At 47.4% G+C, this 24,192-nt stretch carries 23 protein-coding genes, 1 tRNA gene and 1 pseudogene; 9 read left to right on the top strand and 16 right to left on the bottom strand.

Annotated features, from left to right (window positions below):
* The first annotated feature begins 97 nt into the window (after positions 1-97).
* Positions 98-952 carry a helix-turn-helix domain-containing protein gene (locus BN1360_RS13860; RefSeq protein ID WP_068780441.1) on the top strand — a complete coding sequence of 285 codons (855 nt, stop codon included), beginning with the start codon at positions 98-100 and terminating at the stop codon, positions 950-952.
* Between the two features lie 495 nt (positions 953-1,447).
* Here the strand turns inward: BN1360_RS13860 and BN1360_RS13855 are convergent, their stop codons facing one another.
* A complete protein-coding gene (locus BN1360_RS13855; protein WP_068780440.1) occupies positions 1,448-2,053 on the bottom strand; it encodes a TetR/AcrR family transcriptional regulator in 606 nt (201 codons plus the stop codon).
* A 193-nt stretch (positions 2,054-2,246) separates the two neighbouring features.
* Here BN1360_RS13855 and BN1360_RS13850 point away from each other — a divergent pair, with 193 nt between their 5' ends.
* From BN1360_RS13850 to BN1360_RS26415, 3 genes and pseudogenes are all read left to right on the top strand, one after another.
* Positions 2,247-3,026, top strand: coding sequence for a nuclear transport factor 2 family protein (locus BN1360_RS13850; protein ID WP_068780439.1), 780 nt, complete (start codon positions 2,247-2,249; stop codon positions 3,024-3,026).
* Between the two features lie 255 nt (positions 3,027-3,281).
* On the top strand, positions 3,282-4,460 hold the full coding sequence (locus tag BN1360_RS13845) for a YhgE/Pip domain-containing protein (protein ID WP_068780438.1): 1,179 nt from the start codon (positions 3,282-3,284) through the stop codon (positions 4,458-4,460).
* 103 nt (positions 4,461-4,563) lie between these two features.
* Positions 4,564-4,748, top strand: a pseudogene (locus BN1360_RS26415) (hypothetical protein); the annotation flags it as partial.
* A gap of 1,323 nt (positions 4,749-6,071) precedes the next feature.
* Here BN1360_RS26415 and BN1360_RS13835 read toward each other — a convergent pair.
* Entirely contained in the window at positions 6,072-6,989 is a 918-nt protein-coding gene (locus BN1360_RS13835) for an aminoglycoside phosphotransferase family protein (protein WP_068780436.1), read from the bottom strand.
* Between the two features lie 502 nt (positions 6,990-7,491).
* Positions 7,492-7,575, bottom strand: a tRNA-Leu gene (locus tag BN1360_RS13830).
* A 252-nt stretch (positions 7,576-7,827) separates the two neighbouring features.
* On the opposite strand from BN1360_RS13830, the gene BN1360_RS13825 reads away from it, so the two are divergent.
* On the top strand, positions 7,828-8,241 hold the full coding sequence (locus tag BN1360_RS13825) for a YhjD family protein (protein ID WP_068780435.1): 414 nt from the start codon (positions 7,828-7,830) through the stop codon (positions 8,239-8,241).
* 88 nt (positions 8,242-8,329) lie between these two features.
* Here BN1360_RS13825 and BN1360_RS13820 read toward each other — a convergent pair whose 3' ends face one another.
* The 3 genes from BN1360_RS13820 to BN1360_RS13810 form a co-directional block, all read right to left on the bottom strand.
* On the bottom strand, positions 8,330-8,545 hold the full coding sequence (locus tag BN1360_RS13820) for a hypothetical protein (protein WP_068780434.1): 216 nt from the start codon (positions 8,543-8,545) through the stop codon (positions 8,330-8,332).
* Between the two features lie 155 nt (positions 8,546-8,700).
* Complete coding sequence (locus tag BN1360_RS13815; RefSeq protein WP_068780433.1) at positions 8,701-9,027, bottom strand: hypothetical protein; 327 nt, start codon at positions 9,025-9,027, stop codon at positions 8,701-8,703.
* Positions 9,028-9,116: 89 nt separating this feature from the next.
* Positions 9,117-9,689, bottom strand: a complete 573-nt coding sequence (locus BN1360_RS13810) for a xanthine phosphoribosyltransferase (RefSeq protein ID WP_068780432.1) — start codon at positions 9,687-9,689, stop codon at positions 9,117-9,119.
* A 297-nt stretch (positions 9,690-9,986) separates the two neighbouring features.
* On the opposite strand from BN1360_RS13810, the gene BN1360_RS13805 reads away from it, so the two are divergent.
* Positions 9,987-11,036 carry a YkvI family membrane protein gene (locus tag BN1360_RS13805; RefSeq protein WP_068780431.1) on the top strand — a complete coding sequence of 350 codons (1,050 nt, stop codon included), beginning with the start codon at positions 9,987-9,989 and terminating at the stop codon, positions 11,034-11,036.
* A gap of 120 nt (positions 11,037-11,156) precedes the next feature.
* On the opposite strand, the gene BN1360_RS13800 is transcribed toward BN1360_RS13805, so the two are convergent.
* Complete coding sequence (locus BN1360_RS13800) at positions 11,157-12,278, bottom strand: glycosyltransferase family 4 protein (RefSeq protein WP_068780430.1); 1,122 nt, start codon at positions 12,276-12,278, stop codon at positions 11,157-11,159.
* A gap of 372 nt (positions 12,279-12,650) precedes the next feature.
* Here BN1360_RS13800 and BN1360_RS13795 point away from each other — a divergent pair, with 372 nt between their 5' ends.
* Together BN1360_RS13795 and BN1360_RS25960 are read left to right on the top strand one after the other, a co-directional pair.
* Positions 12,651-14,063: an RsmB/NOP family class I SAM-dependent RNA methyltransferase gene (locus tag BN1360_RS13795; protein ID WP_068780429.1), complete on the top strand. Its 1,413-nt coding sequence runs from the start codon at positions 12,651-12,653 to the stop codon at positions 14,061-14,063.
* Between the two features lie 169 nt (positions 14,064-14,232).
* A complete protein-coding gene (locus tag BN1360_RS25960) occupies positions 14,233-14,331 on the top strand; it encodes a YjcZ family sporulation protein (RefSeq protein WP_218653025.1) in 99 nt (32 codons plus the stop codon).
* Positions 14,332-14,405: 74 nt separating this feature from the next.
* Here BN1360_RS25960 and BN1360_RS13790 read toward each other — a convergent pair whose 3' ends face one another.
* From BN1360_RS13790 to BN1360_RS13765, 6 genes are all read right to left on the bottom strand, one after another.
* The gene (locus tag BN1360_RS13790; RefSeq protein WP_068780428.1) at positions 14,406-15,197 is read right to left on the bottom strand and encodes a Cof-type HAD-IIB family hydrolase; all 792 of its coding nucleotides are present in this window, start codon (positions 15,195-15,197) and stop codon (positions 14,406-14,408) included.
* Between the two features lie 95 nt (positions 15,198-15,292).
* On the bottom strand, positions 15,293-16,048 hold the full coding sequence (locus BN1360_RS13785; protein ID WP_068780427.1) for a pseudouridine synthase: 756 nt from the start codon (positions 16,046-16,048) through the stop codon (positions 15,293-15,295).
* 5 nt (positions 16,049-16,053) lie between these two features.
* Complete coding sequence (locus BN1360_RS13780) at positions 16,054-17,610, bottom strand: RsmF rRNA methyltransferase first C-terminal domain-containing protein (RefSeq protein WP_068780426.1); 1,557 nt, start codon at positions 17,608-17,610, stop codon at positions 16,054-16,056.
* A 199-nt stretch (positions 17,611-17,809) separates the two neighbouring features.
* Positions 17,810-18,271 (bottom strand): DUF309 domain-containing protein, encoded by a 462-nt coding sequence (locus BN1360_RS13775; protein ID WP_068780425.1) that lies wholly within the window; start codon positions 18,269-18,271, stop codon positions 17,810-17,812.
* Positions 18,261-19,079, bottom strand: a complete 819-nt coding sequence (gene yjbM / locus BN1360_RS13770) for a GTP diphosphokinase (RefSeq protein ID WP_068780424.1) — start codon at positions 19,077-19,079, stop codon at positions 18,261-18,263. Before yjbM ends, BN1360_RS13775 begins: the two co-directional genes overlap by 11 nt.
* A gap of 28 nt (positions 19,080-19,107) precedes the next feature.
* Positions 19,108-20,202: a quinone-dependent dihydroorotate dehydrogenase gene (locus tag BN1360_RS13765; RefSeq protein ID WP_068780423.1), complete on the bottom strand. Its 1,095-nt coding sequence runs from the start codon at positions 20,200-20,202 to the stop codon at positions 19,108-19,110.
* A gap of 235 nt (positions 20,203-20,437) precedes the next feature.
* Between BN1360_RS13765 and BN1360_RS13760 the strand changes: the two genes are divergently transcribed.
* Positions 20,438-20,575 carry a hypothetical protein gene (locus BN1360_RS13760; RefSeq protein WP_179015858.1) on the top strand — a complete coding sequence of 46 codons (138 nt, stop codon included), beginning with the start codon at positions 20,438-20,440 and terminating at the stop codon, positions 20,573-20,575.
* A gap of 18 nt (positions 20,576-20,593) precedes the next feature.
* Here the strand turns inward: BN1360_RS13760 and BN1360_RS13755 are convergent, their stop codons facing one another.
* From BN1360_RS13755 to BN1360_RS13745, 3 genes are all read right to left on the bottom strand, one after another.
* Entirely contained in the window at positions 20,594-22,057 is a 1,464-nt protein-coding gene (locus BN1360_RS13755) for a L,D-transpeptidase (RefSeq protein WP_068780422.1), read from the bottom strand.
* 337 nt (positions 22,058-22,394) lie between these two features.
* Positions 22,395-22,637, bottom strand: a complete 243-nt coding sequence (locus tag BN1360_RS13750) for a ferredoxin (RefSeq protein ID WP_068780421.1) — start codon at positions 22,635-22,637, stop codon at positions 22,395-22,397.
* A 120-nt stretch (positions 22,638-22,757) separates the two neighbouring features.
* Positions 22,758-24,056: a DNA polymerase IV gene (locus BN1360_RS13745; RefSeq protein ID WP_068780420.1), complete on the bottom strand. Its 1,299-nt coding sequence runs from the start codon at positions 24,054-24,056 to the stop codon at positions 22,758-22,760.
* Between the last annotated feature and the right edge of the window lie 136 nt (positions 24,057-24,192).

The raw sequence follows: 24,192 nt of genomic DNA, 5'->3' as shown, positions 1-24,192 counted from the left end.
CTTTATCTCAGCTAACAGTATATCCTTCATATCTTTATGATACACTGTTATAAGTGAAGAGATTGACTATACTATTTGTCATTATCAGGAGAGGAACATGCCGCAAATTGACCGCCACAAAGACAGGATAGTAAATATTGAATTTGTTGCCGCCGAGGATTTGAATGGCCTTCCCTATCCGGAGCGGTTTACTATAATCTTTATTACGTCTGGCAGCATCAACGGGATACTCAACGATCGACCAATAGCGATTACTGCACCCGACATTCTCTGTTTGTCCGACAATGATAAGATACAAATAATTGAAAAGCGTAACGCTTCTGCGCAGTCATTTAGTTATCATCCAGACTTTCTAAATACCTTACCGATTTCTGAAACAGAAGACTACTTTCCTAGCCATTTGAAAATACAGACAGGTCTTTCGCTTTTTCAGAGCATTCCAACACGCAGAGGAGTACCTTTTGTTACCGAAAAAGCCTACCCGCAATTATTTGAGTGGTTTTTTGTGCTTGGGACTGAAGTGTATGCGCAAAGCGATGCAAACTGGGTCTGCAGAATCAAAAAATATCTTATCCAGATATTAGGCTTGCTTGAGGATTTGGACCGCCAAAGCGAACAATCCCCTGTTGATTTAGTGTTGGAATATATACATGCAAACTATGCAGATAAAATCTCATTGGACAATTTAACCAAATGTGCACACTTGAATCGTGTGTCGCTTAATAAGATGTTTCAAGAAAGATGCGGATGTACAGCGATGGGATATTTGTTATCACACCGATTGAAAGTAGCAGGGGATCTTCTCACCCATACAGGTATGGGCTTGAACGAAATAGCGCGTGCTACCGGATTTGAGTATGACACCTACTTTATCAAACAATTTACGGCTAAGAGGGGATTGTCGCCAACCGAATACCGAAACATCTCCCGCCAATTCTCAAGTGCTCAATAAGAGAATGCATTGCTATGTAGTTTTTGTGAAGTTTGCATCCTTTGCCCTTAACCTAAAGATTTTCTTTATAAAAAGCACCTAATTTTTCAACAGCTTGGGCTCACTGGCTCCTGCCTGTCGTACAAGCCATAGTGGCCTGCCCCTTATCTGCGACGAATCTTATTTGACGATCGACCCGAATGAACCCCAAAGCCTTATTTTCCTCCGGAACGTTGAAAAACGGGCACGGAAGCTAGCCTTGCGATTATCTCTCATAGCGTTGTGAATTTCCTGGCTCCGGAGGTGAAGACGTACGGTCAAGCCCTCTCATGATCGGTTCCAAACGAATGCACGTTCACTTTGAAATCCCCGAGTACAAGTTCAGCTCTATGGGAACGGCGGAAGGGCGATAATCGCTGAACAAAAAGAAGCAGCTCATCCCCCTTTTCAATGTTTCTATGCAGTAAAAATATACCTGCTTAGTGTACTTGTGCTCTCCTTCTACCCTCGTTAATTTTATTCCTCGACGGCGATGCCAGCGGCTCTTAAATGCCCGTAGGCAACGATTCTACTAAACTGAGATGAAACTTCGTCTGCAGGAAGGGGTTTATCGTTTTTAATCCACCAAAATACAATCCCCATGAAAGACGATCCGAGGTATTCGAGCAGCAATTCCTTGGATATCGCTAAAGGAGAGTTTTCCTGAGCAGGTTTCCACCCTTCAATTAATTTATCTTTAATGATATTCTCCATTTTCGATTGAAACTGATAGATTCTATTCTCTTCAATTAACATCGAGCGGTAAAAGGTCATATTTAGAGAAATATGCTCCAGCACAGTTTGCATTACTGTCTCGAGTATAGAGATACTGAAAGGATTCATGCTGATGGGACAAAGAACGACTGCATCCTTTAATTCGCTTAACAATTCATTCATACATGTATCTAATAAATCAGGCTTATTTTGGTAGTGAAGATAAAAAGTGTTTCGATTAATCATAGCCTGATCGGCAATATCCTGGATCGTTATCGCTTCATATCCTTTTTCCTGAATAAGCTCATAAAACGCCTTTCGAATCGATTGTTTCGTACGCAGTATTCTTAGGTCGGTTTTCTTGCTCATGTTTTCGTTCCCCTTAAAATATATTTAGAATTGTTAAGCGACAAAGTTTTATGAATTGTCTGTTATCCTTCAAAACCAAAAATATTGAATATTGAGCGTTATATTAACCTCTATTATAATGAGCGATAGATAAATAAACAACATATTGTTCATTATTTATCTAATGACCAAAAAAACTAAGGAGGATATTCCAATGACATTCAACCATCAAAATGAGCTTGTTCGTAAGGCAGTCGCTGTACTGAAAAGTTTTGAGAGCGGCAACCCCGAAGCGATTACGGCTTACGTTCATCCAGATCAATATATTCAGCACAACCAGGCCTTACCCGATGGTCGTGAAGCCATGATTGGTGCACTTGATCATTTAAAGGAAATTGGTACAAAGGTAAGTATTAAGCGTACTTTAGTCGACGGAGATTATGTGGCTCTTCATTCTGTGTATGATTTTCACGGCCCTAAAATCGCATTTGATGTTTTCCGTTTTGAGAATGGACTAATCGTCGAGCATTGGGACAATTTGCAAGAGATGGAGGAAAAGACACTAAACAATCATACGATGAATGACGGACCGGTTACGATTAAGGATATCAACAAGACGGATGCCAACAAAGTGTTTGTCAAAAGCTATGTTGAGAACATCTTGCTTGGGAAGAATCCTGACCTGCTTGCCTCTTACTTTGATGGAAATAACTACATTCAACATAGTCCGCATATTGCAGACGGCCTTTCTGGTCTTCACGCTGCTTTGCATGCTCTGAGGGAAAAAAATATTGAGTTTCAATATACTCATGTCCATCAAGTCATCGGGCAAGGCGATTTTGTTCTTACAGTAAGTGAAGGTCTATTTGATGGTCAATATACTGCTTTCTACGATTTGTTCCGCGTAGAGGATGGAAAGATCGCTGAGCATTGGGACGTAATCGAGGCCATACTGCCGGCAGAAAAACGAAAAAATTCGAACAGTAGATTTTGAAGTTTGTGTAGCTGAATCGCAAGAAAGACATCTCCAAATTTAATTACGGTGATGTCTTTCGCTTCACGATTGTACTTGAGTGATAAATTTTGTAATCAAATGGATACAGAGGCGTTGCAGCAGCAACGCTATTTTTGTTCATTGCAATTAAGTGACCGGTGGTGCAGCCATATTATATGGTGAACCTTTCACACATGAACATTGGGTTGATAATCAACAATATATTCATTATAAAGAGACGAGGAGCAGAGGATCATGAAAATGCTGACACAAAAAATGATGTGGCTGGGAATGGCGCTCGTCCTGATCGTGTTGACCGTATTCGGGGTAGCGATGATGGGATCGGTGATTGGATCGAAGCCAAAGGAGCTCCCGGTGGCCCTCGTTGTCCTTGACCAACCGGCGGAGCTATCGACTGGAGGAACGTTTACGATAGGAGAAATGATCCGGGAAAAGTTGGTGTCGAACCCGGCAATGCCGTTCATCTGGCATATCGTGGATTCCGAGGAAAAAGCTCGGGAAGGACTGGATAAGCGCGAATATTACGGAGCGATGGTGATTCCGGCGGATCTGAGCAACGGTTTACTCTCGTTAGCAACTCACTCGCCGATTCACCCTAATGTGAAAATCATCGCCAACGAGGGTATGAACCCCCAAGCCTCGATGGTCGTAAGACAGGCAATGGGGCAAGCGATGAAAATGATCAGCGGGGAACTGTTGCAGCAGCTGCTTGGGCAGATCGGGCAGCAAACGGAGCAAATTCCGATTGAAACGGCTAAAACTTTAATGACACCGGTGAACGTTCAGGAGGAAGTCGTGCATTCGCCGGGGGTAAATAATGCATCGGGGAATGCGCCGGGTTTGTTGACCCAGATCATGTGGATTGGCAGCCTGGTGACCGGAGTAGTCTTGTTCTTGGCTAGCCAGAAGGCGGTCGCCGCGGGTTCAAGGAGATGGACAGTTAGCGCGCTGCAAGCTATTGGGGGATTTTCGATTGTCGGCATGGCATCGGGTTTCACCATATGGATGGCTTCGTCGTGGTACGGCATGGAACTGGCAAACGCGGGAGAGATTTGGTTGTTCTTATGGTTGGCCGGATCGGCGTTCTTCTTGTTGCAATCTTCCTTGCTGAATTGGATCGGATTCCCGGCTATACCGCTGCTCGTATTGCTGATGTTCTTCTCCGTGCCGCTGCTGAACATGGCTCCGGAGTTCTTGTCACAGACGACGCGAGATTGGATCTATTCGTGGACGCCACTACGGTTCGCGGCAGGAGGGCTGCGGGAAGTGATGTATTTCGGCGGACTGGACGCAGTCGGCTCGAACGCCCTCGTTTTGTGGGGCGTGTCCGTGGGATTTTTGGTCCTGCTGCTCGCTTCCGGATTTAAGGCCGGTCGAGCGACAAATGCGACCCCTACTTCTCTTACAGATTAAAATAGAGTAAGAACAATCAACGTTGCGTTGTCGGTTTTTGGTTTTGATAGTGTGATTCGATAGGTTTGTTGGACGAAATCATGCGCACGTTGAACAACTTCCAGAATCAGCGGACATCGCATTGCGTGTAGGATATGAAGGTGCCTCCCAATTCAGTCGTGAATATAACCGTATGTTCGGTGCTCCTCCCGAACGGATGCCAAGCATTTAAAGGAAAAATACGTTCCAATGAACAAGCAAACGAGTATGTTCGAATCAATACAGTCTTCTAGAGAGTGTAGACTCTAATATCTGCACTCTTTTTCATTTTGATATATCTAGTCCCATAAAACCCTCTAGAATAATTCCCTTATTTCCCGTCTGGTTCGCGAAAATGAAGATCTGATCTTGATGCCGGTCGAATTCGTTTAATTTTTTACGACCATAGGTTAATTTTACCCAATCAGTGTCAACATTCATTTACTGTGTTTCTGTTCAAATGGAAGTATAAGTTGTATAGTGGAAATTATAACCATTTTTCAGGAGGGTTTAAGGTTCTCATAACTAACCAGATTATCGACGATTAATCGAATTGAATTGGAAAAAGGAACTAACTTACAAGGAAATAGCAGAAGAAATGAATACTGCTGAGAATATTGTACGGCAAAATTGCACCGCGCCCGTGGTGCAGCGGCAAGGCTTCCTGAGCTAGAACTTGACCCGGATCATGCTTGGGAAAGTTTCAAGTTCGCATGTCCACTATACAAAAAAGAAAGCAGCGTAAAAAACAAGCTGTCAGATAAGGTTTGATTGCTGCTTCAATCTTATTCTGTTTTTTTCTAATCGGTCGCAACGAAATTGTTAAAGCATTTCCCCCTATATACCAGTCTATTGCGCAGGCCGGCGAAGAAATGATATCTTTCTTTTTCGAGAATGATGAGAAAAGTTCGCGAAGTGCTAAAACAGCCCCACCTGACGATAATTCAGTGGCTATAAAACCCGATAATCTAGTTTCTATTACAATTGATACGGGAGAAGCAGAAAAAAGAATTACCTTCCCTCTCCCTACTTTACCGTTCCAGAACGGTTTCATCTCACATCTACTAAAATATTTGTACAATCTGAAGATGAGCCAACGCAGTCTATTGAAATTTCGGTTCTCTTATATCGATAACGATAATAAACTACTAAGGATAGAGATTTAGAAGACTCCAACATTGGTTCAGGTGCTAGCCAAAAAGGAGCCATAATTAAAGAAGTCACACTAAACTCCGGCACAGCCTATTTAACGCTTTCAGAAGATGGATCTTCAAAAGTAGAATTTTTAAGGGGGGACATATATATTCTAATTAAATGCTGTTATTCACCTGAATTTCGAAAGATTAGGAAAAGGCCTTGTGCAGCAAGGTGTAACAACGCCTGTAGATGACACCTGTTGGGTGCAAACAAACGCAAGGACGTTCCGCTGCATCGAAAGATCGGTTCAGTGATAATCCGAAGTAATAAAGAAGGCCGGATTGGCACGAGCTGGGAACGAGAAATGGCCTGAAATGCCGAACAATTCTTCCATTCTGAAGCTGCACTGTTCGAAATTTGAAAGTGAGTAGAGTGATCGGAACGGACATGCTATTTTTACTGGCCTGACGTTCCGTTTGTCAGCTTTTCATATATACGTTTACGCAGATCATTAATACAGTGAAACTCCTCTGGCTTACCAAGGTATTTTCCGACAACATCTCCACCGAAATCGTGAATAAGCAGACCATCCGTAATGATTCCAACAAGCTCTTCTTTAGAATAATCACCGAAATAACCACGCAGCAGTGCAGAATCAAAATTAAACAGTTCGGCTGCAATATACGCATCCTCGTAAACCTTAGGCGCAAGAACTGCATCTGCAAAGTCAATAATACAGAGTTTACCGTCATCAGCTATGATGACGTTGTTGCTGTTTAGATCGCCGTGAATATATACTTTCTCGCCGAAATCTTGAGAGGTGATGTAAATAAGTCTTTCCGACCTAAAGTCATCGGGATATATTCTCCACCTTTCAGAACGATCTTCATTGGCAATGATATCAATGTCATTGAACCGTGGGCATGGGGTGTTCATGATATTCGTGATTTTGCGAAGTTGCTGTGCTGCTTCAAATTTTTCAATGTGTGCCATGCTGTTCACAGCTTCGCCGAATGCAGTCCCATGAACATATTCCATGATCATGTAAGCAAAGCGGTATTTATCCTCCACCAAACCATGTGCTATCAGTTTAGGGGAGTGAATACCGAGCTGATTTGCCCGCTGCATGGAAAACTGTTCTGTCTGTATTTCCGTTGCCTGATCCATTCCTCCTTCACACGGAACAAATATTTTTATAACAAAATCACCAGATTTGAAAACAGCATTCGTTGCCGGTGGCAGGTTTTCGAGTTTTGCGGGCGGCAGGTTTTCTTTTTGGAATATGAAATTAGTAAGAGCAGAAAAAGCGAATAATGACTGAGAGATATTGCTCCAGTCTTGCCAGTTTCCGATTTCTTCTTTAAATAGATTCATGGTCAATAGCACCCTCCTACAAAAAAACAAGATTTTAAAACCAATAAAGCCAATTTCGCTTCGCCGAAATCCGTAGAACGAAGCCAAATACGACTTTGAAAGGAACAGCAAAAAAATCGTGCCTTATTCAAGGACTCATACCAATACAAGTATAAGGAATACATCTACGTAAACAAGCTAGGTGACCGAATCAAGCCTGGATATATCACACAGCACTTTCCACTTGTCCTCAAGAAGCATGGGCTGAGGATATTCGCTTCCATGATCTTCGTCAAAGTTGTGCGAGCCTGTTACTGGCCAACGATGTGAGTCTGAAAGAGATTCAATCATAGCCAGGACATAGCCGTTATTCCACGACGGCAAACATCTATGCACATCTGGATTACAGTTCAAAAGTTTCGTCTGCACAGGTCATGAGCAACACCTAAAAATCCCAATTATGCAAATAAGCTCCTGAATCGTCGCAAGGACAAATTCAGGAGCTTATTCTTTGTAATAATAATGCGGTCGAGAGGACTCGAACCTCCACGGGGGTTAGCCCACACGGACCTGAACCGTGCGCGTCTGCCAATTCCGCCACGACCGCATATTGTAATGTCTCTTGCAGATCACTTGGTGTTCCGCAGCGACAAGATATATAATATCACGGCCAAATTATGGAGTCAATATTTTTTTTACGTTAGCGCCTAATCACTTGATTCCGCTTCAATTCGTCGAATATTTTCACATTTTGTGTGATTACCGCCTTCTGTCCTCTGCTTGGAAATTCCATTGTTATTTCTTATTCTTTTGGATATAATAAGAACATAAGTTCCCATTTAAAAAGAAGGTGTTTTATATGGCCGTACCCGGCATATTAGAAGAGGAGCTAGCCTTGATCAAGAGCGCTCTGCTGTTAAAGTTCGTGCGCCATGTATTCCAACGGGACGCAAGAATTATTGAACAGAGCGGTGTATTGAAGAGTCCTGAGATCTATGTAGAGATGATCCATGGCGGAGAACAACGAGCTGCCCTCGTATTATCCGAGATACAGACTGAATTCAATAAACGTAAGATTAAACTGTACCAGATCCGGCAGGACGAGAATGGAATCTGGGCCGATTACACCTGTCGTGGATATCGCGGAGAGATGAGGATATTATGGTCTGGGTTGCGCCATGAGATCAATTCCCGCATGCGGGCCTACCTGGGGGGAGATGCTCCCAAGAGAAGCCGCCTGCAGCCAAATCGACGCGCTGCTGCGGAGTCCTGATTCCAGTTCCCTTACATGCAAATACAACTATCCCGGATACAGGTCGCGTTCGCCTTTCATCCGGGATAGTTGTCTTAGGATCAGCTCTTTATTCCTCGAACGAAGGCCGAGGATCTTTAGCGGATTGAATCAAATAATTACGGTCCAGCTTGACCACATTTCGGTTCGGCCTGCGGACCAATACATGGGTCTCATCCCAGGCAACAATAATTCCTCTAACATCGTTCTCAGGAAGCGCATCCCTCACCACGCGCACCTTCTGCCCGGACAACCGATACTCATTCAGCTGCTCATCTGTGATCATCGTGTTTACTTTTCACTCCCCTCTTCACTTCAATATGCCCCGAATATGCTGAACAGATCAACAATCGGAAGAAGCTTCCCGAGTGAAGCTGTTCTGCCAGCTATATATTCTTCAAAAAAAGACCCCGCACCAGCTGGCGGAGTCCTATATCCCTCTTAACGTTGTGCATGCTCCTTGCTGCCGTCGAACCAGAAGTCGAGCACCTTCGAAGACATGACTCTTTGCTCCAAATACCCGACCTGCTGCGGACTGAATTCCTCTTTCCATGGCGTGTCAAGCTCTTCGCACAGCTCAACAATCGTCAATAGCTTCGACCACGCCACATAGCGCTTATACCAGAAGAATTGGGGATGCTCAAGCATATAGGGATAAAGGTCATCAAACTCTGTATGCTTACAATCGAGAGCCCGTTCAAAAGCAACCTTGGCTTCGGATAATTTTGAAATGAAAAACTCAGTAGGAACTACCGAATCTCTTCCCATCTTATAAGCCTCCTCTCCCTAGTAATCCTCATTATAACGAAAAAATATGAACCTGCAAAGGAGTCATGAAAAAATTGGAATAGCCTATTTTATTCTGCAAAAATGACCTGCCCATTCTCCAAAGACTTGATCTTGGCCAGGGTCTCAAGACGGATTCCCTGATCCCGAATTGCCCGTGCTCCGGATTGGAAGCACTTCTCCACCACGATTCCTGCACCAACCAGCTTCGCGCCAGAGCGTTCAACAATTTTGATCAGGCCTTTGGCCGCATCTCCATTAGCAATAATATCATCGATGAACAGAATCCGGTCCTGCCCGTTAATCAGATCTCGGGATATCAGAATATCGGTTACGATCCCTTTCGTAAAGGATGGAACCCGTTCCTGGAGCATATCCGCCTCCTCCAGCAGCGTCTTCTTGCGGCGGGCAAATACGAGTGGTACCCCCAACGCATACGCCGTCGCGAACGCGATTGAAATGCCTGAGGATTCCACGGTCACGACACGGGTTACCTCTTCATCGCGGAAACGCTCGGCGAATTCCCGCCCAAGCTCCATCATCAGCTCCGGGTCCACTTGATGGTTCAGCAGCTTGTCCAGCTTCAGCACTTCCTCCGAGACGACCACGCCTTCCTCGATAATCCTTTGTTTTAATTTATCCATCTATTCGTCCTCCCGAGTTATAGTGTGTGTTCAAAAAGGCCCGTGTTCAGCACCGAGAAGGTTGGATGAAGCTAGGGACTGAGGAGCGGAGCGTAGGCAAAACCTACGTGAGCACCGGAAGGCCCGGCTGAATTTAAGATTCGATGTCGAATAACCTCTCGAGCTACATCGTGATCAAAATGGACTTTTTGAACAACCTCTCACACCAAATAAGTTTCATTTTTCAGTTTGAGTCATGTCCTCTTGAAATACAACATACCTTGTACTATATATAGCACACCCAGCAGGAGGAAGGCCATGAAAAATGCCGTCAAAATTTTGCAGATTGCGTTCACTTATATAGGTACTGTCGTTGGCGCCGGGTTTGCAACCGGACAAGAGATACTACAGTTTTTTACCCGCTACGGCAAATTAGGGATTCTGACGATTCTGTTAGCAACCGTTCTGTTTATATGGCTTGGGACAAAAATGATGCTGCTGGCTAATAAGATCCAAGCGGTCTCCTATGAAGACCTCAATCGCAAGCTATTCGGCGAGAAATTCGGACAAGCTCTTAGCCTGTTTACACTCATTGTCCTGCTCGGCGTCAATAGCGTTATGCTGGCCGGAGCCGGGTCCGTGTTTAACGAGCATCTCGGCCTCAACTATCAGATCGGCCTCTGGATTACGCTCATCAGCACTTATTTATTATTAGGCAAGGGAATCAGCGGCATCATGAAGCTTAATTCCATCGTCGTTCCCATGATGATCACGCTGTCTCTGGCCATCATTATCAATACAGCAGGGTCCCCGGGTGCAAGCCGATTCTTAACGATGGATACCGACACCGGCCTATTCTCGGCCTGGGCTTCTCCGCTTATGTACACGGCCTTTAATCTATCGATGGCTCAGGCTGTACTCGTTCCGATCGGCAGCCATACTCGCGACCGTCGCGCCATCGTATGGGGTGGTGTTCTCGGTGGTGCCGGCGTCGGCTTTATGCTCATGGCGGGTCACTTCGCCCTGTCCGCCAACATGCCGGGCATTTCCCAATTTGAAATACCGATGGGCAGCATCGCCCAGCAACTGGGGAGCGTCATCCAGCTTATCTATATCCTGCTGATCTTCATGGAGATCTTCAGCACCTTTGTATCTGATATATACGGCGTTACCTTGCAAATCAGGCAGCGAATTAATGTGTCTCCGCGACTGCTCTCTGTCATGATCCTGTGCCTGTGTTATATCACCAGCCAATTCGGGTTCAGTACTTTACTCTCGATCTTATACCCGATATTCGGCATATTCAGCCTGCTATGGGCGGCGATGCTGGCAACCTACAACTCTAAACAGATCTCAAACCATAAATGAAGCCTGGTGTACGCCATATAGGCTAACATCCCGGACTTCGCTTCCGATAGAAAAAAATCCACCTCTGCCTTACAAGGCAAAGGTGGATGACGCAAACAATTACATTTTCACGAGATACGTTTATTGATACTCCAAATATATTTTCTTTAATTCATACACAACCTGGTTCAACGAATAATGCTGCTTGGCACGATCCGAGCCCGTTCGAGCCAGTTCATAGCGGAAGGCCGGGTCGATGATCACCTGCTCCAACGCATCGGCAAGCGCCAATACGTCCTCTACCGGTACCAGCAGACCATTCGAGCCGCTCTCAATCTGCTCGGAGATTCCCCCGACATCTGTTCCCACCAACGCCAGACTGCACAGCGCGGCTTCAGCAAATACCGAACCGAAGGCTTCTGCCCGCGACGGCAATACAAATACATCAAAGAAAGGCACAAACTCTTCGGGATGCAAGGTATATCCATAGAAGATCGTCTCATTATAGATGCCCAGTTCCTTAGCCAAGTCCTCAAGCACCTTGCGGATTGGGCCGTCGCCGATAATATGCAGCACATAATTCAATCCCCGATTCTTAAGCTCCTTGCAAGCACGGAGAAGGATATCCAGCCCCTTGGCCGGAACCAGCCGGCATACGGTGACAAGCTGTGCCACTTCATTCTCATGAGGGACAGGCTTGAATCGCCGCTCATCGAAGCCATTGGGGATAATGCCGATCCGTTCCGGATGGTCCACATAATCTGTTAAATAACTCTTGAATGAATGGGATACGGTGAACAACCGATCCGTACGAGCTTCAAGCTCTCTATACAATGATGTCAAGAATCGCTGTTCCAGGCTATCCGGCTTAATCCGTCCGTTCAATAGCAATTCACGCTCATAGCTGGAATGGATGCTCTGCAATACCGGAGTTTCCGGGAAGGCTTCCTTCATCGCAAGCCCGGCAATCGGATGATGCGCATGAATCAGATCATAGGGCTTGTTCAAACGCAGCTTCGTCCACCATATATAGTCCTTGTAGGTTTGTATATATTTTTGCACGATCGGGCTGCCCTCATATTCATGCCAGTCAAAGGTGTGGAAATGGACAGGCTCATGCCCTTTATTTCTAATCCGTTTGGGAAGCGAAAATAATTCCATCTCCCAATGGGGAGAATTAAACCGTTCTTGTAAAGAAGGAATCATCGATGATACGCCTCCAGGCTGCTCTGGAGGAAAAAATAATGCCTGTAGCAGTTTCATAAGGGGTTCTCCTTTACGCTCTATCTTTCTGAAGAGGTAATGCAAGCCGCTTGTGATAAGAAAACCAACCGAGGCCATTTATGAATGAGCGGCCGCGATTTAATGGTAGATACTTGCAATATTGAATTTTATCAGCATAGCTGATCACTTATCCATTCTACATCTGACACGAAATGGGAGACAAAGCCAATCATGACGCGGATGAACCGCCAATTCCTATTATGCCATAGGTAGAGCGGAACATCCATTCCCCTTTTTCTAGCCAAAGCATCAATTTCCGTCAATACTCCCCACAAACAAGCTTTTGAACAGAAGCATCCGGTGTGGTAAACTGCGAAAGGAATATTATTTGATCGAAAAGGAGCAGCAAATATGTCAGACCGATCCCTGCCTGCAAATTTCAAGGAACAGATCATTCAGATGCTGGGACAAGAAGAAGGCAACGCCTTTCTGAACAGTTATGAGCAACCGCGTACCTATGGACTTCGTATCAATTCACTTAAATTAACAACAAATGCCACTATAGATGAACTGATCCAGACCTTCAGGCTAACACCCGTACCATGGTGCAGCACAGGCTACTACTATGAGAAAGATACCCGCCCCGGCAAACACCCTTATCATATGGCAGGGCTCTACTATATCCAGGAGCCATCCGCTATGTCAGCCGTAGAACTGCTGGACCCGCAGCCAGGAGAGACCATTCTTGATCTCGCGGCTGCTCCAGGAGGCAAGACGACCCAAATTGCAGCGAAAATGAATGGACAAGGCCTGCTGATCAGTAATGAAATCCACCCTCAGCGTGCCAAAATATTAGCCGAAAACGTGGAACGGATGGGCATCCGGGGAACGATCGTTACCCAGGCCGCTCCACCCGAATTGTCGGCACGCTTCCCGCGAACCTTCGACCGAATCATGCTGGATGCCCCATGCTCCGGCGAGGGCATGTTCCGCAAAGACCCTTCTGCCATCGAGGAATGGTCTCCAGCTTCAGTTGCGCTCTGCGCAAACCGTCAATGGGACATCCTCCAGGATGCGATCGCCATGCTGAAGCCAGGCGGTACTCTCGCCTATTCCACTTGTACCTTCAATCGAACAGAAAATGAAGAAATGATCGCACGGGTGCTGAATGAATATCCGGAAATGCGCCTTAAAGCCGAAAAAAGAGTGTGGCCTCATCTGCAGCAAGGCGAAGGCCATTATGTAGCCGTGCTGGAGCGTGAACAGCAAGCAGAAGAACAAGCTGCATTAGGCGGCAGAACAAATGAGGCAAAAGCCAATAAGAAGCGAGGCAAATCGTCCCGTGCAGGACGTGAATCCGGCAAAGAACTGCTGAATGCTTGGGAAGCCTTCACCACCTGGGCCAAGCTTGATTTGCCAGGCTTTCAGGCGGATGAAGGCGTTCCCGTTCTGTTTGGAGAAGCCCTGTATTTATTGCCCCGCAGTAAGGAACTGACCGTTGATAGGGAACTGCTATCCGGCATCAAGGTTCCCCGTGCCGGTCTGCATCTCGGCGATTACCGCAAAAATCGCTTCGTGCCGGCCCACGCCCTGGCAATGGCTGCCGAGGCCAAAGACAAAGCCCGCGTAGCAGCTCTCCAAGCCGATTCCTCCGAGCTTGCAGCTTACCTGCACGGCGAGACTTTAAACGTATCCGCAGAGCTTCGCGGCTGGGTGATCGTGACCGTCAAATGCGGCAGCAGCAGCTATCCGCTGGGATGGGGCAAAGCCAGCGGAGGGCAGCTGAAGAATCATCTTCCCAAAGGACTTCGTCTCATGCATTAGTCGAGTCGCCAGGCCCCAAGAGCGTTAGATCCGACGGGGAATTCGCCCAGAGGCTAAGCCCCTGTTTTCTGTGAACCATGGTAGAAGTCCATACCATATTCGCTGAGTAACATAAAATACCGTATCCCGTGGTGAACGGGAACAAGTTAAGACCAAGGGAGGAATCACGATGGGCGAAGTATATGGCGGTGGTTTGTGGACTTCGACAGGTGTCATTCTTGTACTGTTCATCCTGCTCGTTATCATCACCCGTGCATTTTTCATCTAATGCGAACGACTAAGACAAAGAGCGGAGGAACCCTATGTTCCTCCGCTCTTGCTTATTCTGTACGATTTACGATTCTATAGGCAATACTTCTGCAAGGCGATCTTGACGCCTTCCTCATTATTGGAAGCGGTCATAACATCGGCCACATCCTTGACTTCCTGCGGCGAGTTATCCATAGCAATGCCCAGGCCGGCGTATTCCAGCATCGTTAAGTCATTATAATAATTACCGATGGCCAGCACATTCTCTACAGGTATTCCGCGCATTGCTGCCAGATGCTTCAGCGCTGAGCCTTTGGAGGAATCCTTGTGCATCAGATCAATGAAATAATCGCCGCTGCGAAGTACGTTGAATTCATGCGTCCAGGTGCTCCATTCCTCCATAATCTTATCCATCACCGGAATATCGCCGGATAAGGTCATCTTCACAAAAGGATCGTCTTCAGGACGCTCTGTGAGATCCTTCGGCTCGATCAGAAACTTATGGTACATATCGAGCGCTTCCTGGCTAAGCCGGGATGCTCCCTCCACATATAACCCAAACGTCGTATTTAGATCATAATGCACATGGTTTTGCTCGCAATACTGAATGTAAGGCTTCAGCCCCTCGCTGCGCATCTCAAAGTGGTGAATGACCTGTCCGTTTACGCTAACGGTAGCCGCGCCATTATGCGTGATCGCATATCCTTCCAGTCCCATCTGCTCCATATAAGGAATACAGCTGAGCGGAGCACGTCCTGTACAGAGCACAAACTCTGCCCCTTGCCCTGCAATCTGCTTGATCACTTCAATCGTCCCCGGTGTCAGGACATGATCATCCGTCAGCAGCGTCCCATCTACGTCCAGAGCAATCAATTTATACTTCATCTCTCACCACTCCTCTTTATTTATAGTCCAATAAGTCCCCGGGCTTCATCCATCCTTCTCGGTGCGGCCTTGGAACTTTTGAACCTATTTATTTTCTATTTCTTAATATTCTTCAACGCCTCCAGCTCGGCTGCAGTCAATTCACGAAAAGAGCCTATCGGCAGCGAAGCATCCAACTCCAACGGCCCCATTGATACCCTCTTTAGATAAGTTACCTTGGAGCCGACAGCCTCCAACATCCGCTTCACCTGATGGAACTTCCCCTCCGAGATCGTCAGGGATATTCGTGATTTAACCGTCCCATCGTCATATTCTCCATATTCCAGGATCTCCAGCTGCGCAGGCATTGTCACATAACCATCATCAAGCTGCACCCCCGCCTGGAACCGGGCAATTTCCGACTCCCCGATACGTCCGATACAATCCGCCAAGTAAGTCTTCGGCACATGCTTGCGCGGGGATAGCAGATCATGAGTCAGTCCGCCGTCATTGGTCAGCAGCAACAGTCCTTCTGTATCTTTATCCAGTCTTCCAACAGGAAAGGGGGCAAATACCTTGAACTCATCCGGCAGCAGATCGATGACGGTCCGATCCCTTAAATCCTCGGTCGCGGAAATGACGCCCGGCGGCTTGTGCATCATAATATAGATGAATTCCCGATAAACGATACGTTCTCCGTCAATCTCAATCGCATCCAGTTCAGGATCAGCTTGTGCGCCGCTATCCTTCACAACAGATCCGTTCAATAAAATCCGCCCTTGCTTCACCATTCTCTTCAGGTCCGAGCGTGATCCATATCCCAGATTACCAAGAATCTTATCGATTCTCTGTGTCTTCTTGCCTGTTCCCATATCGCTTAAGTCCACCTCCAACCGGCAGGATACTCATTCTTAAGGATTCCGTCGATCCACTTGCCCCAACCTAATGGGTAGCCCTCCGCCGTAACTAATACGAACCCCTTCGGGCCCAAATTTTCTATATAACGAATGCGGGACTGCTGAATTTCCAGCGTCTCGCCCTTCAAATATCTAACAACTTCCCCCTCGCGGACGGACAGCTCCAGTATCCGGGACGCTTCGTCAGGTTTGAGTGCGGTAGCCAGCGGATGCGCGGGCGTAAAGCGCCCATTCTTGACCGAGCCGACATACCAGCCCGAACGAACCGTCCTTAGACCGTTCAGCCTGTCTTTGGACAGCGGAGAAATATATAGATTTGCCCCGTATACCATCACCTCGCCGGCAGGCTGCAGCCGAAGCTGCTCATCTCTGAATTGCTCCCAACCCGCCAGCAGCTCGCTATCCTCCGTCGCTGGCTTCCCCGGTGTACGCGCTCCTTTGGTACGACCGTGTGGCCGTATTTTCCCTTTTTTCACAGGCGCGGCATGATCCGTGGAATGTGCAGCATGATTACCAGGCACATACTGAATCAAATCCAGCGATGAATCCACTGGTCCCTGATGCTGGAGTATAGCCAGAAAATGGCCTTCCCCATCGACCTGATGCGGCCATAACCGTCCGCAACAGCCTGTCTTGGCAGCCGTCTCCGCTGTGAGCCCTTGACTCGTAGTCAAGTCTGTCAAACCTTCCGCCTGGACGAGCCAATCGGCTCGTCCAGGCGCAAAGCCCCCATCTCCGGGCAACGGTATAACTTCATAATCTTCATACTCCTGGAGGAACCCTGCAATAATCGCTTCATTCTCCTCCGGCGAGAAGGTGCAAGTGGAATATACAATCCTCCCGCCAGGAGACAGCATTTTGGCAGCTGTATGCAGAATATCATGCTGCATATTTGTATATTGCTCAAGCGACCGCTTCTCCCACTGTCTGGCCATTTCTTCATCCTTACGGAACATTCCTTCGCCAGAGCAAGGCGCGTCAATCAGAATGCGGTTGAAAAACTGGGGAAATCGATCCGCAATCCGCTCGGGCGTCTCATTCAAGACGATCGCGTTGCGGACACCGTTTAACTCAATATTTTTAGCCAACGCCTTGGTGCGTTCTGCACTAATATCATTCGTCACCAGAAGGCCTTGGCCGCTCAGCTTGGCAGCGATTTGCGTTGATTTGCCTCCAGGAGCTGCACACAGATCAAGTACTCGATCCCCCGGATGAACATCTAGCACCTCAACCGGGGCCATCGCGCTTGGTTCTTGAATATAATATAATCCTGCATGATAATACGGATGCTTGCCTGGCTTCAGGCCCTCTTCCACATAGAAGCCTGTTTTACACCACGGAATGGGCTTAAGCTCGAACGGAGATATTGCGCGGAAAGATTCTACATCGATTTTTAGCGTGTTTATGCGAATACCGGCATAACGCGGCTTCTCATAAGAAGCGAAAAACTCTTCATATTCATCCCCAAGCAGTTGCTGCATTTTTGTCGTAAAAGCGATCGGTAATTGTAACCCCATGCTATACCTTCCATCTATATAGACTTGTGAAATCAAAAAGCAAAACTATTGTACCACAAGCCCCTGGTTTTTCGCGAAAGGAAGTTATAAGCAGGAAATGCTATCATTTATGTAAAAAGCCGCTCTCGCTATCGCAAAAGCGGCTAGTCTCTTCATTATAAACCATAAACCGAATCCCTTCATCCCAATCTAGGCCTGATCAGCCCTGCTGCCGTTGTTCGTGCTTCGCTCCCCGCATCGGACGCCGCCTCTGCGGAATATTGGGGGAGATCTGAGCAGAAGCCTGCTCTACAGCCTCACCCAGTTCAGGATCTATGATATCGATCGTCAGATCGTAGTGGCTGAACGGGCTTTGCTCGTAAGCCTCCAGCTTGGCCGCATACAGGGCAGCCTCATTGCGCAGCTTTTCCAGATCAATACCCAGGCTATCTACAGGATAAGGCTTAAGGCGTTCCACCGCGGAAAGCAGCATTTTTCTTGCCCCTATTACGTTCCCGTAGCGGAAATGGAATAGACCCACCGCAATCTGTAGAAGCCCTTTATAGAGCGGATCACTCTGCTGAGCCAGCCACAGCTCCTCCATCACTTCATGACACTCGAAGTAATCCCTATCACGATTAAAATAGACCAGGAACGCCAAGAACAACGGCTCATTCTTCATTTGCAGATTCCTCGGCATCGGTCTTGGAACGATGAATCATCGCCTTAACTTCAGTCAGCAAGGCCTTCATTCCTTCCATATCCCGCGCTTCCCACAGCTCATTAAAGCGTTCCTGAGCCGCAATTGCTTCCGATACCATATGGAAGAAGTACAAGCGATGGATTGCCCCAAGCACGGAGGAGACGATACTGGAATCATCCTCAAAGCTCTTCTGGGCGTCGAGAATTTCCTGGCGAATGCTGGACATCTCATTATCAAGGATAAACGCTGCCTCGGCCGTCTTTTTCAATCGAACGCGCATTTCTTCAGGCAGCATCTGACGATACTTGTAATTCAAGGAATGCTCGATCGTAGCCCAAAAATTCATGGCCAAGGTCCTGATCTGAATCTCAGCCAACACATTCTTCTGTCCTAGCGAAGTCTGCACTGGATATTCCACGATCATATGGAAGCTGCGGTAGCCGCTCTCCTTGTAATTTGTGATATAGTCCTTCTCGTACAGCACCGTCAGGTCTTTCCGCTTCCTGATATATTCCGCCACCCGGCGGATGTCCTCTACGAACTGGCACATAATCCGAATGCCGGCGATATCCTCGATCCCCGTCTCCAGATTTTCCATCGGCACGTTCAATCGCTTCGCTTTATCGAGAATACTGGAAATCTTCTTGACCCGGCCCGTCACGAATTCAATCGGAGCATACTCTTCGATTTTCTTCAATTCGGAACGCATCGTCTTGAACTTAACCTTTAATTCTTCAACAGCTTGTTCATATGGAAGCAAAAACGTTCCCCAATCTCTACTATCCATTGTTGTGCCTCCTATCTTCAGTAGCCCCTTAACGGTGATCAGCACCTACCGCTTCGGATATATGGGAGAACCCATCCCGCCGCAGCAGCTCCCTTAGGCCACGATGCAGCTTGCGGTTGATCTCGGGGCCTTCATAAATCAGCGCCGTATAAATTTCTACCAGGCTCGCGCCTGCGCGAATTTTCTCATAAGCATCTTCTGCAGTAAATATCCCGCCCGATCCAATGATCGGCAATTTGCCCCCCGTCTGGAGGTAAGCACGGGACACCACTTCCGTCGATCTGGCCTTCAGCGGCTTACCGCTTAAGCCCCCGGTCTCCTTCGCATTGTCATGCGCCAGGCCATCCCGCGATATCGTCGTATTGGTTGCAATCAGTCCGGATACTCCGCTATTCTGGATCGTATCGATCATAAATTCCAATTCCCCGTCGCTGACATCAGGAGCGATCTTGACCAGAACCGATTTTCTAGTTCCGCAACGCTTCGTCTGCACGTCCATCTCATCCGTCACAGCCTTCAATAAGGAAGCCAGTTCGCTCCCATGCTGCAGATTACGCAGGTTCGGCGTATTCGGTGAACTGATATTGACAACAAAAAAGTCCGCCTGCGGATACAGAATCGAGATGCATTTCTCATAATCCGTATGCGCTTCTTCATTCGGTGTCAGTTTATTCTTGCCGATATTGACCGCGACCGGGATACGCCTTGAGGTCAATGCGGCCAGTCTATCCGCCATTGCTTCAGCACCCCGGTTGTTAAATCCCATACGATTGATCAGTGCTTCGTCCGGAGGAAGCCTGAACAGTCTTGGCTGTTCATTGCCAGGCTGTCCTTTGGGGGTTACCGTCCCCACTTCCATGAAGCCAAATCCAATCGAAGAAAACCCTTCTACCGCTTCGGCATTCTTATCAAGTCCGGCGGCCAATCCAATAGGTGAAGGGAAATGAATACCGAATAAATCTGTAGCAAGCTCCGGCACTTCCGATACACCATACATTCCGCGAACCACAGGAATCATTCCTGGTACTTTCGCTGCTTTATGTAAACCACCGATCACCAGATGATGTGCTGCCTCTGGGTCCAGCTTAAAAAAAATGGGTTTTCCAAAATTACGGTACAACACGTTTCCGCTTCACTCCGATCATTCGCCCTAGCGCTAACTTTATCTCCTTATCCAGTTTAGCCGTTTCTGCGGCAAAAGAAAAGTTAAGAGTTCCTGTCGAGTAGGAAAACAATCCTATAAAATTTCCGAGAAAATCCCGTTCATGGCGTGAACAAATGTGGACTTTTTGAACAACCTCTATAAAATATAGAGTGTATACTCCTTAAAGCAAATGTAGAAGAGAGGGGATTTGTCCATGTCCAACAAACGCAAGCCGCCTACACTGCAGCAGAAAAAGGACGAAGTAAACAAGAAGGCGCTTATCTGGGCCGGTTCGGTAACCGGCGTGCTCATCTTGTTCGTAATCATCGTCCTAGTCCTGACCAAGCTTTAAGATATGAGTTTCAAGATTTTATAACAGCCAATGGTAGGTACGGTGGGGATTCGTCTGATCCTGACTCCGTTTGAGAACGAACCGTTCCTTCGGTACGCTCTCCAGCTGCGGGAGAATCCCCTTGCCGATCTCAACCTTGGCCCCACGCGGAATCAAATCAAACAGCTCCTCGACATCCTTCTTCAACATTCGAATGCAGCCCAGCGATTCGTCCTTGCCGATGCTATCCGGCTCATTCGTCCCATGGATCGCATAATTCGTATCCGACAGCTGCATCCCGCGGCTGCCGAAGTCGCCATCGTCCTTCCCGTTCGGGTTAATCACCTTATCGGAAACCTTGAAGGTTCCGTCCGGAGTTTTATCACCGCCAAGCCCTACCTTATAACTTCTTAACATTATGTTCCCGCTTGCAACTGCCAGCAGATGAGCCTCCTTGTCGATGACAATGCGCAAAGGCTCCTTGAAATAAAGCGGTTCGCCGCCTGGATTGCTGCTCAGACGCTCTTCGCTTGCAGACGGATGCTGCTCCTCCTCCTGTTGAGGTTTGCTGCCGGCGTGCTGTTGCAATGCAAGCACACGCTTGAATTCATGCCTCATGAACGGGTTGCTGCCGGCCAACCAATTATCCGGAAATGGTTGTACCAATTGATCCAGACTCTCCGGCCAGCTGCCCTTCTGCTCCTTGTATGTGTGTATCGCCGTGGAGAGAACCGCCAGCGTCTCCTGTCTCTCGATCCATGCCTTGCCTTCATTCTGCAGCTTGGTCGCATCCGGCGGGGTGCACTGACATGCCTTCGGATCATAGGATTGTACCTTCATTACGCCATCCTGCGGACTTTTGTCCAACTCGTATACGACCGGCATCTCCTTGGACCAAATCAGCCATTCGGCCTTCTGTTTCATTCCAAGTACAACTACCTTTGAAGCCGACGTCTTTAGCTTATCGCCATACAAATCTTCCAGCGACTTGTAAGGATTATCAATATTGCTCTGATAAGCGCTAGCCGTAAACTCCGTCCCCTGGCCTTCAAAGGGGCTGCCGATGCCCCAATTTCTCTCGCCCTCCGGCCACATTGCTTCGCTGTCCTGACTCGGGTTCTTAACGACAAGCCCCAGATCCTCTGCGACAGTGGCTGAATCATCCTCGACAGGGAGATCCGTTGCAAATTGTCCCGGCGCATAGGCGGATGACAAATTAAGCAGCAGCAGGAACACAAGTACAATGCCAATCTTACGCACAAGCCCTTTGCGCTCCTCTTTCCGTCTAGATTCCTGATGCAGCTTGTCCTGATATTCCTGCCATAGATCCGCCGGGATCTTGGTTGCCTCGAAGGCTTCATAGACGCTTCCTGCCTGATTATAGCAATATTGGGCTTTCCCTTCTTGCCCAGCGCTCTCATATTCCTTGCCCAGCAAATACCAGGCCATTTTATTATCCGGGTGATTCTTCACATAGCTCTTCAGGTAAGCCGTATTCTTCATGGCTATCCTCCGATATATTTAGAGGTTGTTTGAACTCTCACTATAATGTTAGGTTCATCTATTATATATATCGGCATAAGCTTGGATTTTTCTCTATGTAACAGAAGAAAACAGTCTATCGTCCTATTTTTACAGAATCCGGAACTAGATCTACAGACATACTTGCAGTCACATTATCTACTATTAAAAGATGACCAAAATGCAAACAAGAACCTCCCCTTCCATCCGGAAGGAGAGGTTCCCACTATGAATAGGGAGGAATCGCTCTAGCCATCTAGCGAGCAGATAGTCCCTGTCTTATGATGCTATTAACAGTCGGTGCTTACCGTTAAATAACTTAACCTTCTTTGTTAAATGGTTCATCCGCTACTTTGATGGAGTCTGTAGGACATCCGTCACAAGCGTCTTGAAGGTCATCAAATAGGTCTTCAGGAATTTCGGTCACACCACGGTTGGCGTCGCCTTCATAGATCACTTCGGCCAAACCTTCGTCATCATAATCATAAATATCTGGTGCCGTTGCGCCACAAGCGCCGCAAGCGATACAAGTATCCTTCTCAACCCAAGTAAATTTAGCCATTTTTTCTGCCTCCTGAATAAACGGTACAAGTCCGGTGCTTTGTTATCACCATGACCAATATAATATAAATACCAATCAATTTCAATTCATTTTCCGCATTATTCCATTCGAATACCTGGATCATTTATCATCATTTGCTTGATCTTTATCCAGAAGAAAATCGGTTTGTAGCGAAGTACCGCGGACTTTGTGATTGCGGATCAGCGCCGAAGGATCATCCGACAGCATTCCCGCCGTTAGCACAGCGCTCTCCCCAAACTTATCGCGCAGCATATCCATCGTCTTCGTCAGCGATTCCTTCTTCGGCTGCTGTTCATAATCGAACAGATCCAGCTGCAGCGCTGCCTGCTCCTTGGGCAACAGATTCTGCAAAGTTATACCGAGCAGTCTAATCGGCTTCTCAGTGCTCCAGTGCTGCCTGTACAGCTTACAGGCTTCCGTATATACATCCTCCGCTCTATCCGTCACATTATCCAGGCTATGGGATCTCGTTATCGTCTTCATGTCCGGGGTGCGTATCGTAATCTGCACCGTCTGAGCCATCAGTTGCTGCCTGCGTAAGCGCCGTGTCACTTGATCCGCCAAATTCAGCAGCACCCGCTGGACATCCTCCATTTCACGAATATCCCGCGGCAGGGTCGTCGTATGTCCGATCGATTTATTCTTCTCCCGCTCGTCGATGACCGGTGTGTCGTCATGGCCATTCGCCGCCTGTTTCATCCAGTGTCCAACCACGCCGAAACGTTCTAACAACAACCGCTCATCCGCTACCGCCAGTTGTCCGATCGTATATATGCGGATCTTCTTCAGCTTCTCTGCCGTCCGCCTGCCGATTCCGAACATTTCATGGCACGGCTTATCCCATAGCAAGGCTGGCACATCACGTATCCGCAGCACCGTTATGCCATTCGGCTTCTTCATATCCGAGGCCATTTTGGCCAGCAGCTTGTTGGGTGCAATCCCAATGGAGCATGGAAGACCAAGCTCGCTGGCAATACGCGATTGAATCGCCTGTGCAATTTCCATCGGTGTGCCAAACTGCTTCGAGCCGGTAATATCCAGGTAGCATTCATCAATAGATACGGCCTGCAATAGCGGAGTATAGCTATAAGCGATATTCATAAAAGCTTTGGAGTATTTCCGATACAAATGAAAGTCCGGCTGAATTACGATGAGCTCCGGGCACTTCTTCAGCCCCTGGCTGACTGTCATCCCCGTAGATATGCCTCTCCGACGCGCCGCATAGGAGCAAGTAACGATGACTCCCTTGCGCAGTTCCACGCTACCGGCTACAGCGGTCGGACGATTCCGGTATTTCTCCGGTTCCTCCGCTTCATGCACCGAACAGTAGAAAGCATTCATATCGACATGCAGCACAACCCGCCCTTTGGCGGGATAGTATTTATCGACATTATCCAAGCGTTTCCCCTCATTTATATACTAGTAATTTCAGCATACCCTTTTCAGCAAAAAACGGTCAATATCACGATGAACTTTTAACGAAAATTATATTACATTTAAAATATCAGGATGATATAATTAGAAAATATACCTA

The sequence above is a fragment of the Paenibacillus sp. GM2 genome (assembly GCF_900069005.2).
Taxonomy (GTDB): Bacteria; Bacillota; Bacilli; order Paenibacillales; family Paenibacillaceae; genus Fontibacillus.
This window is presented reverse-complemented; position numbering and strand designations above follow the sequence as displayed.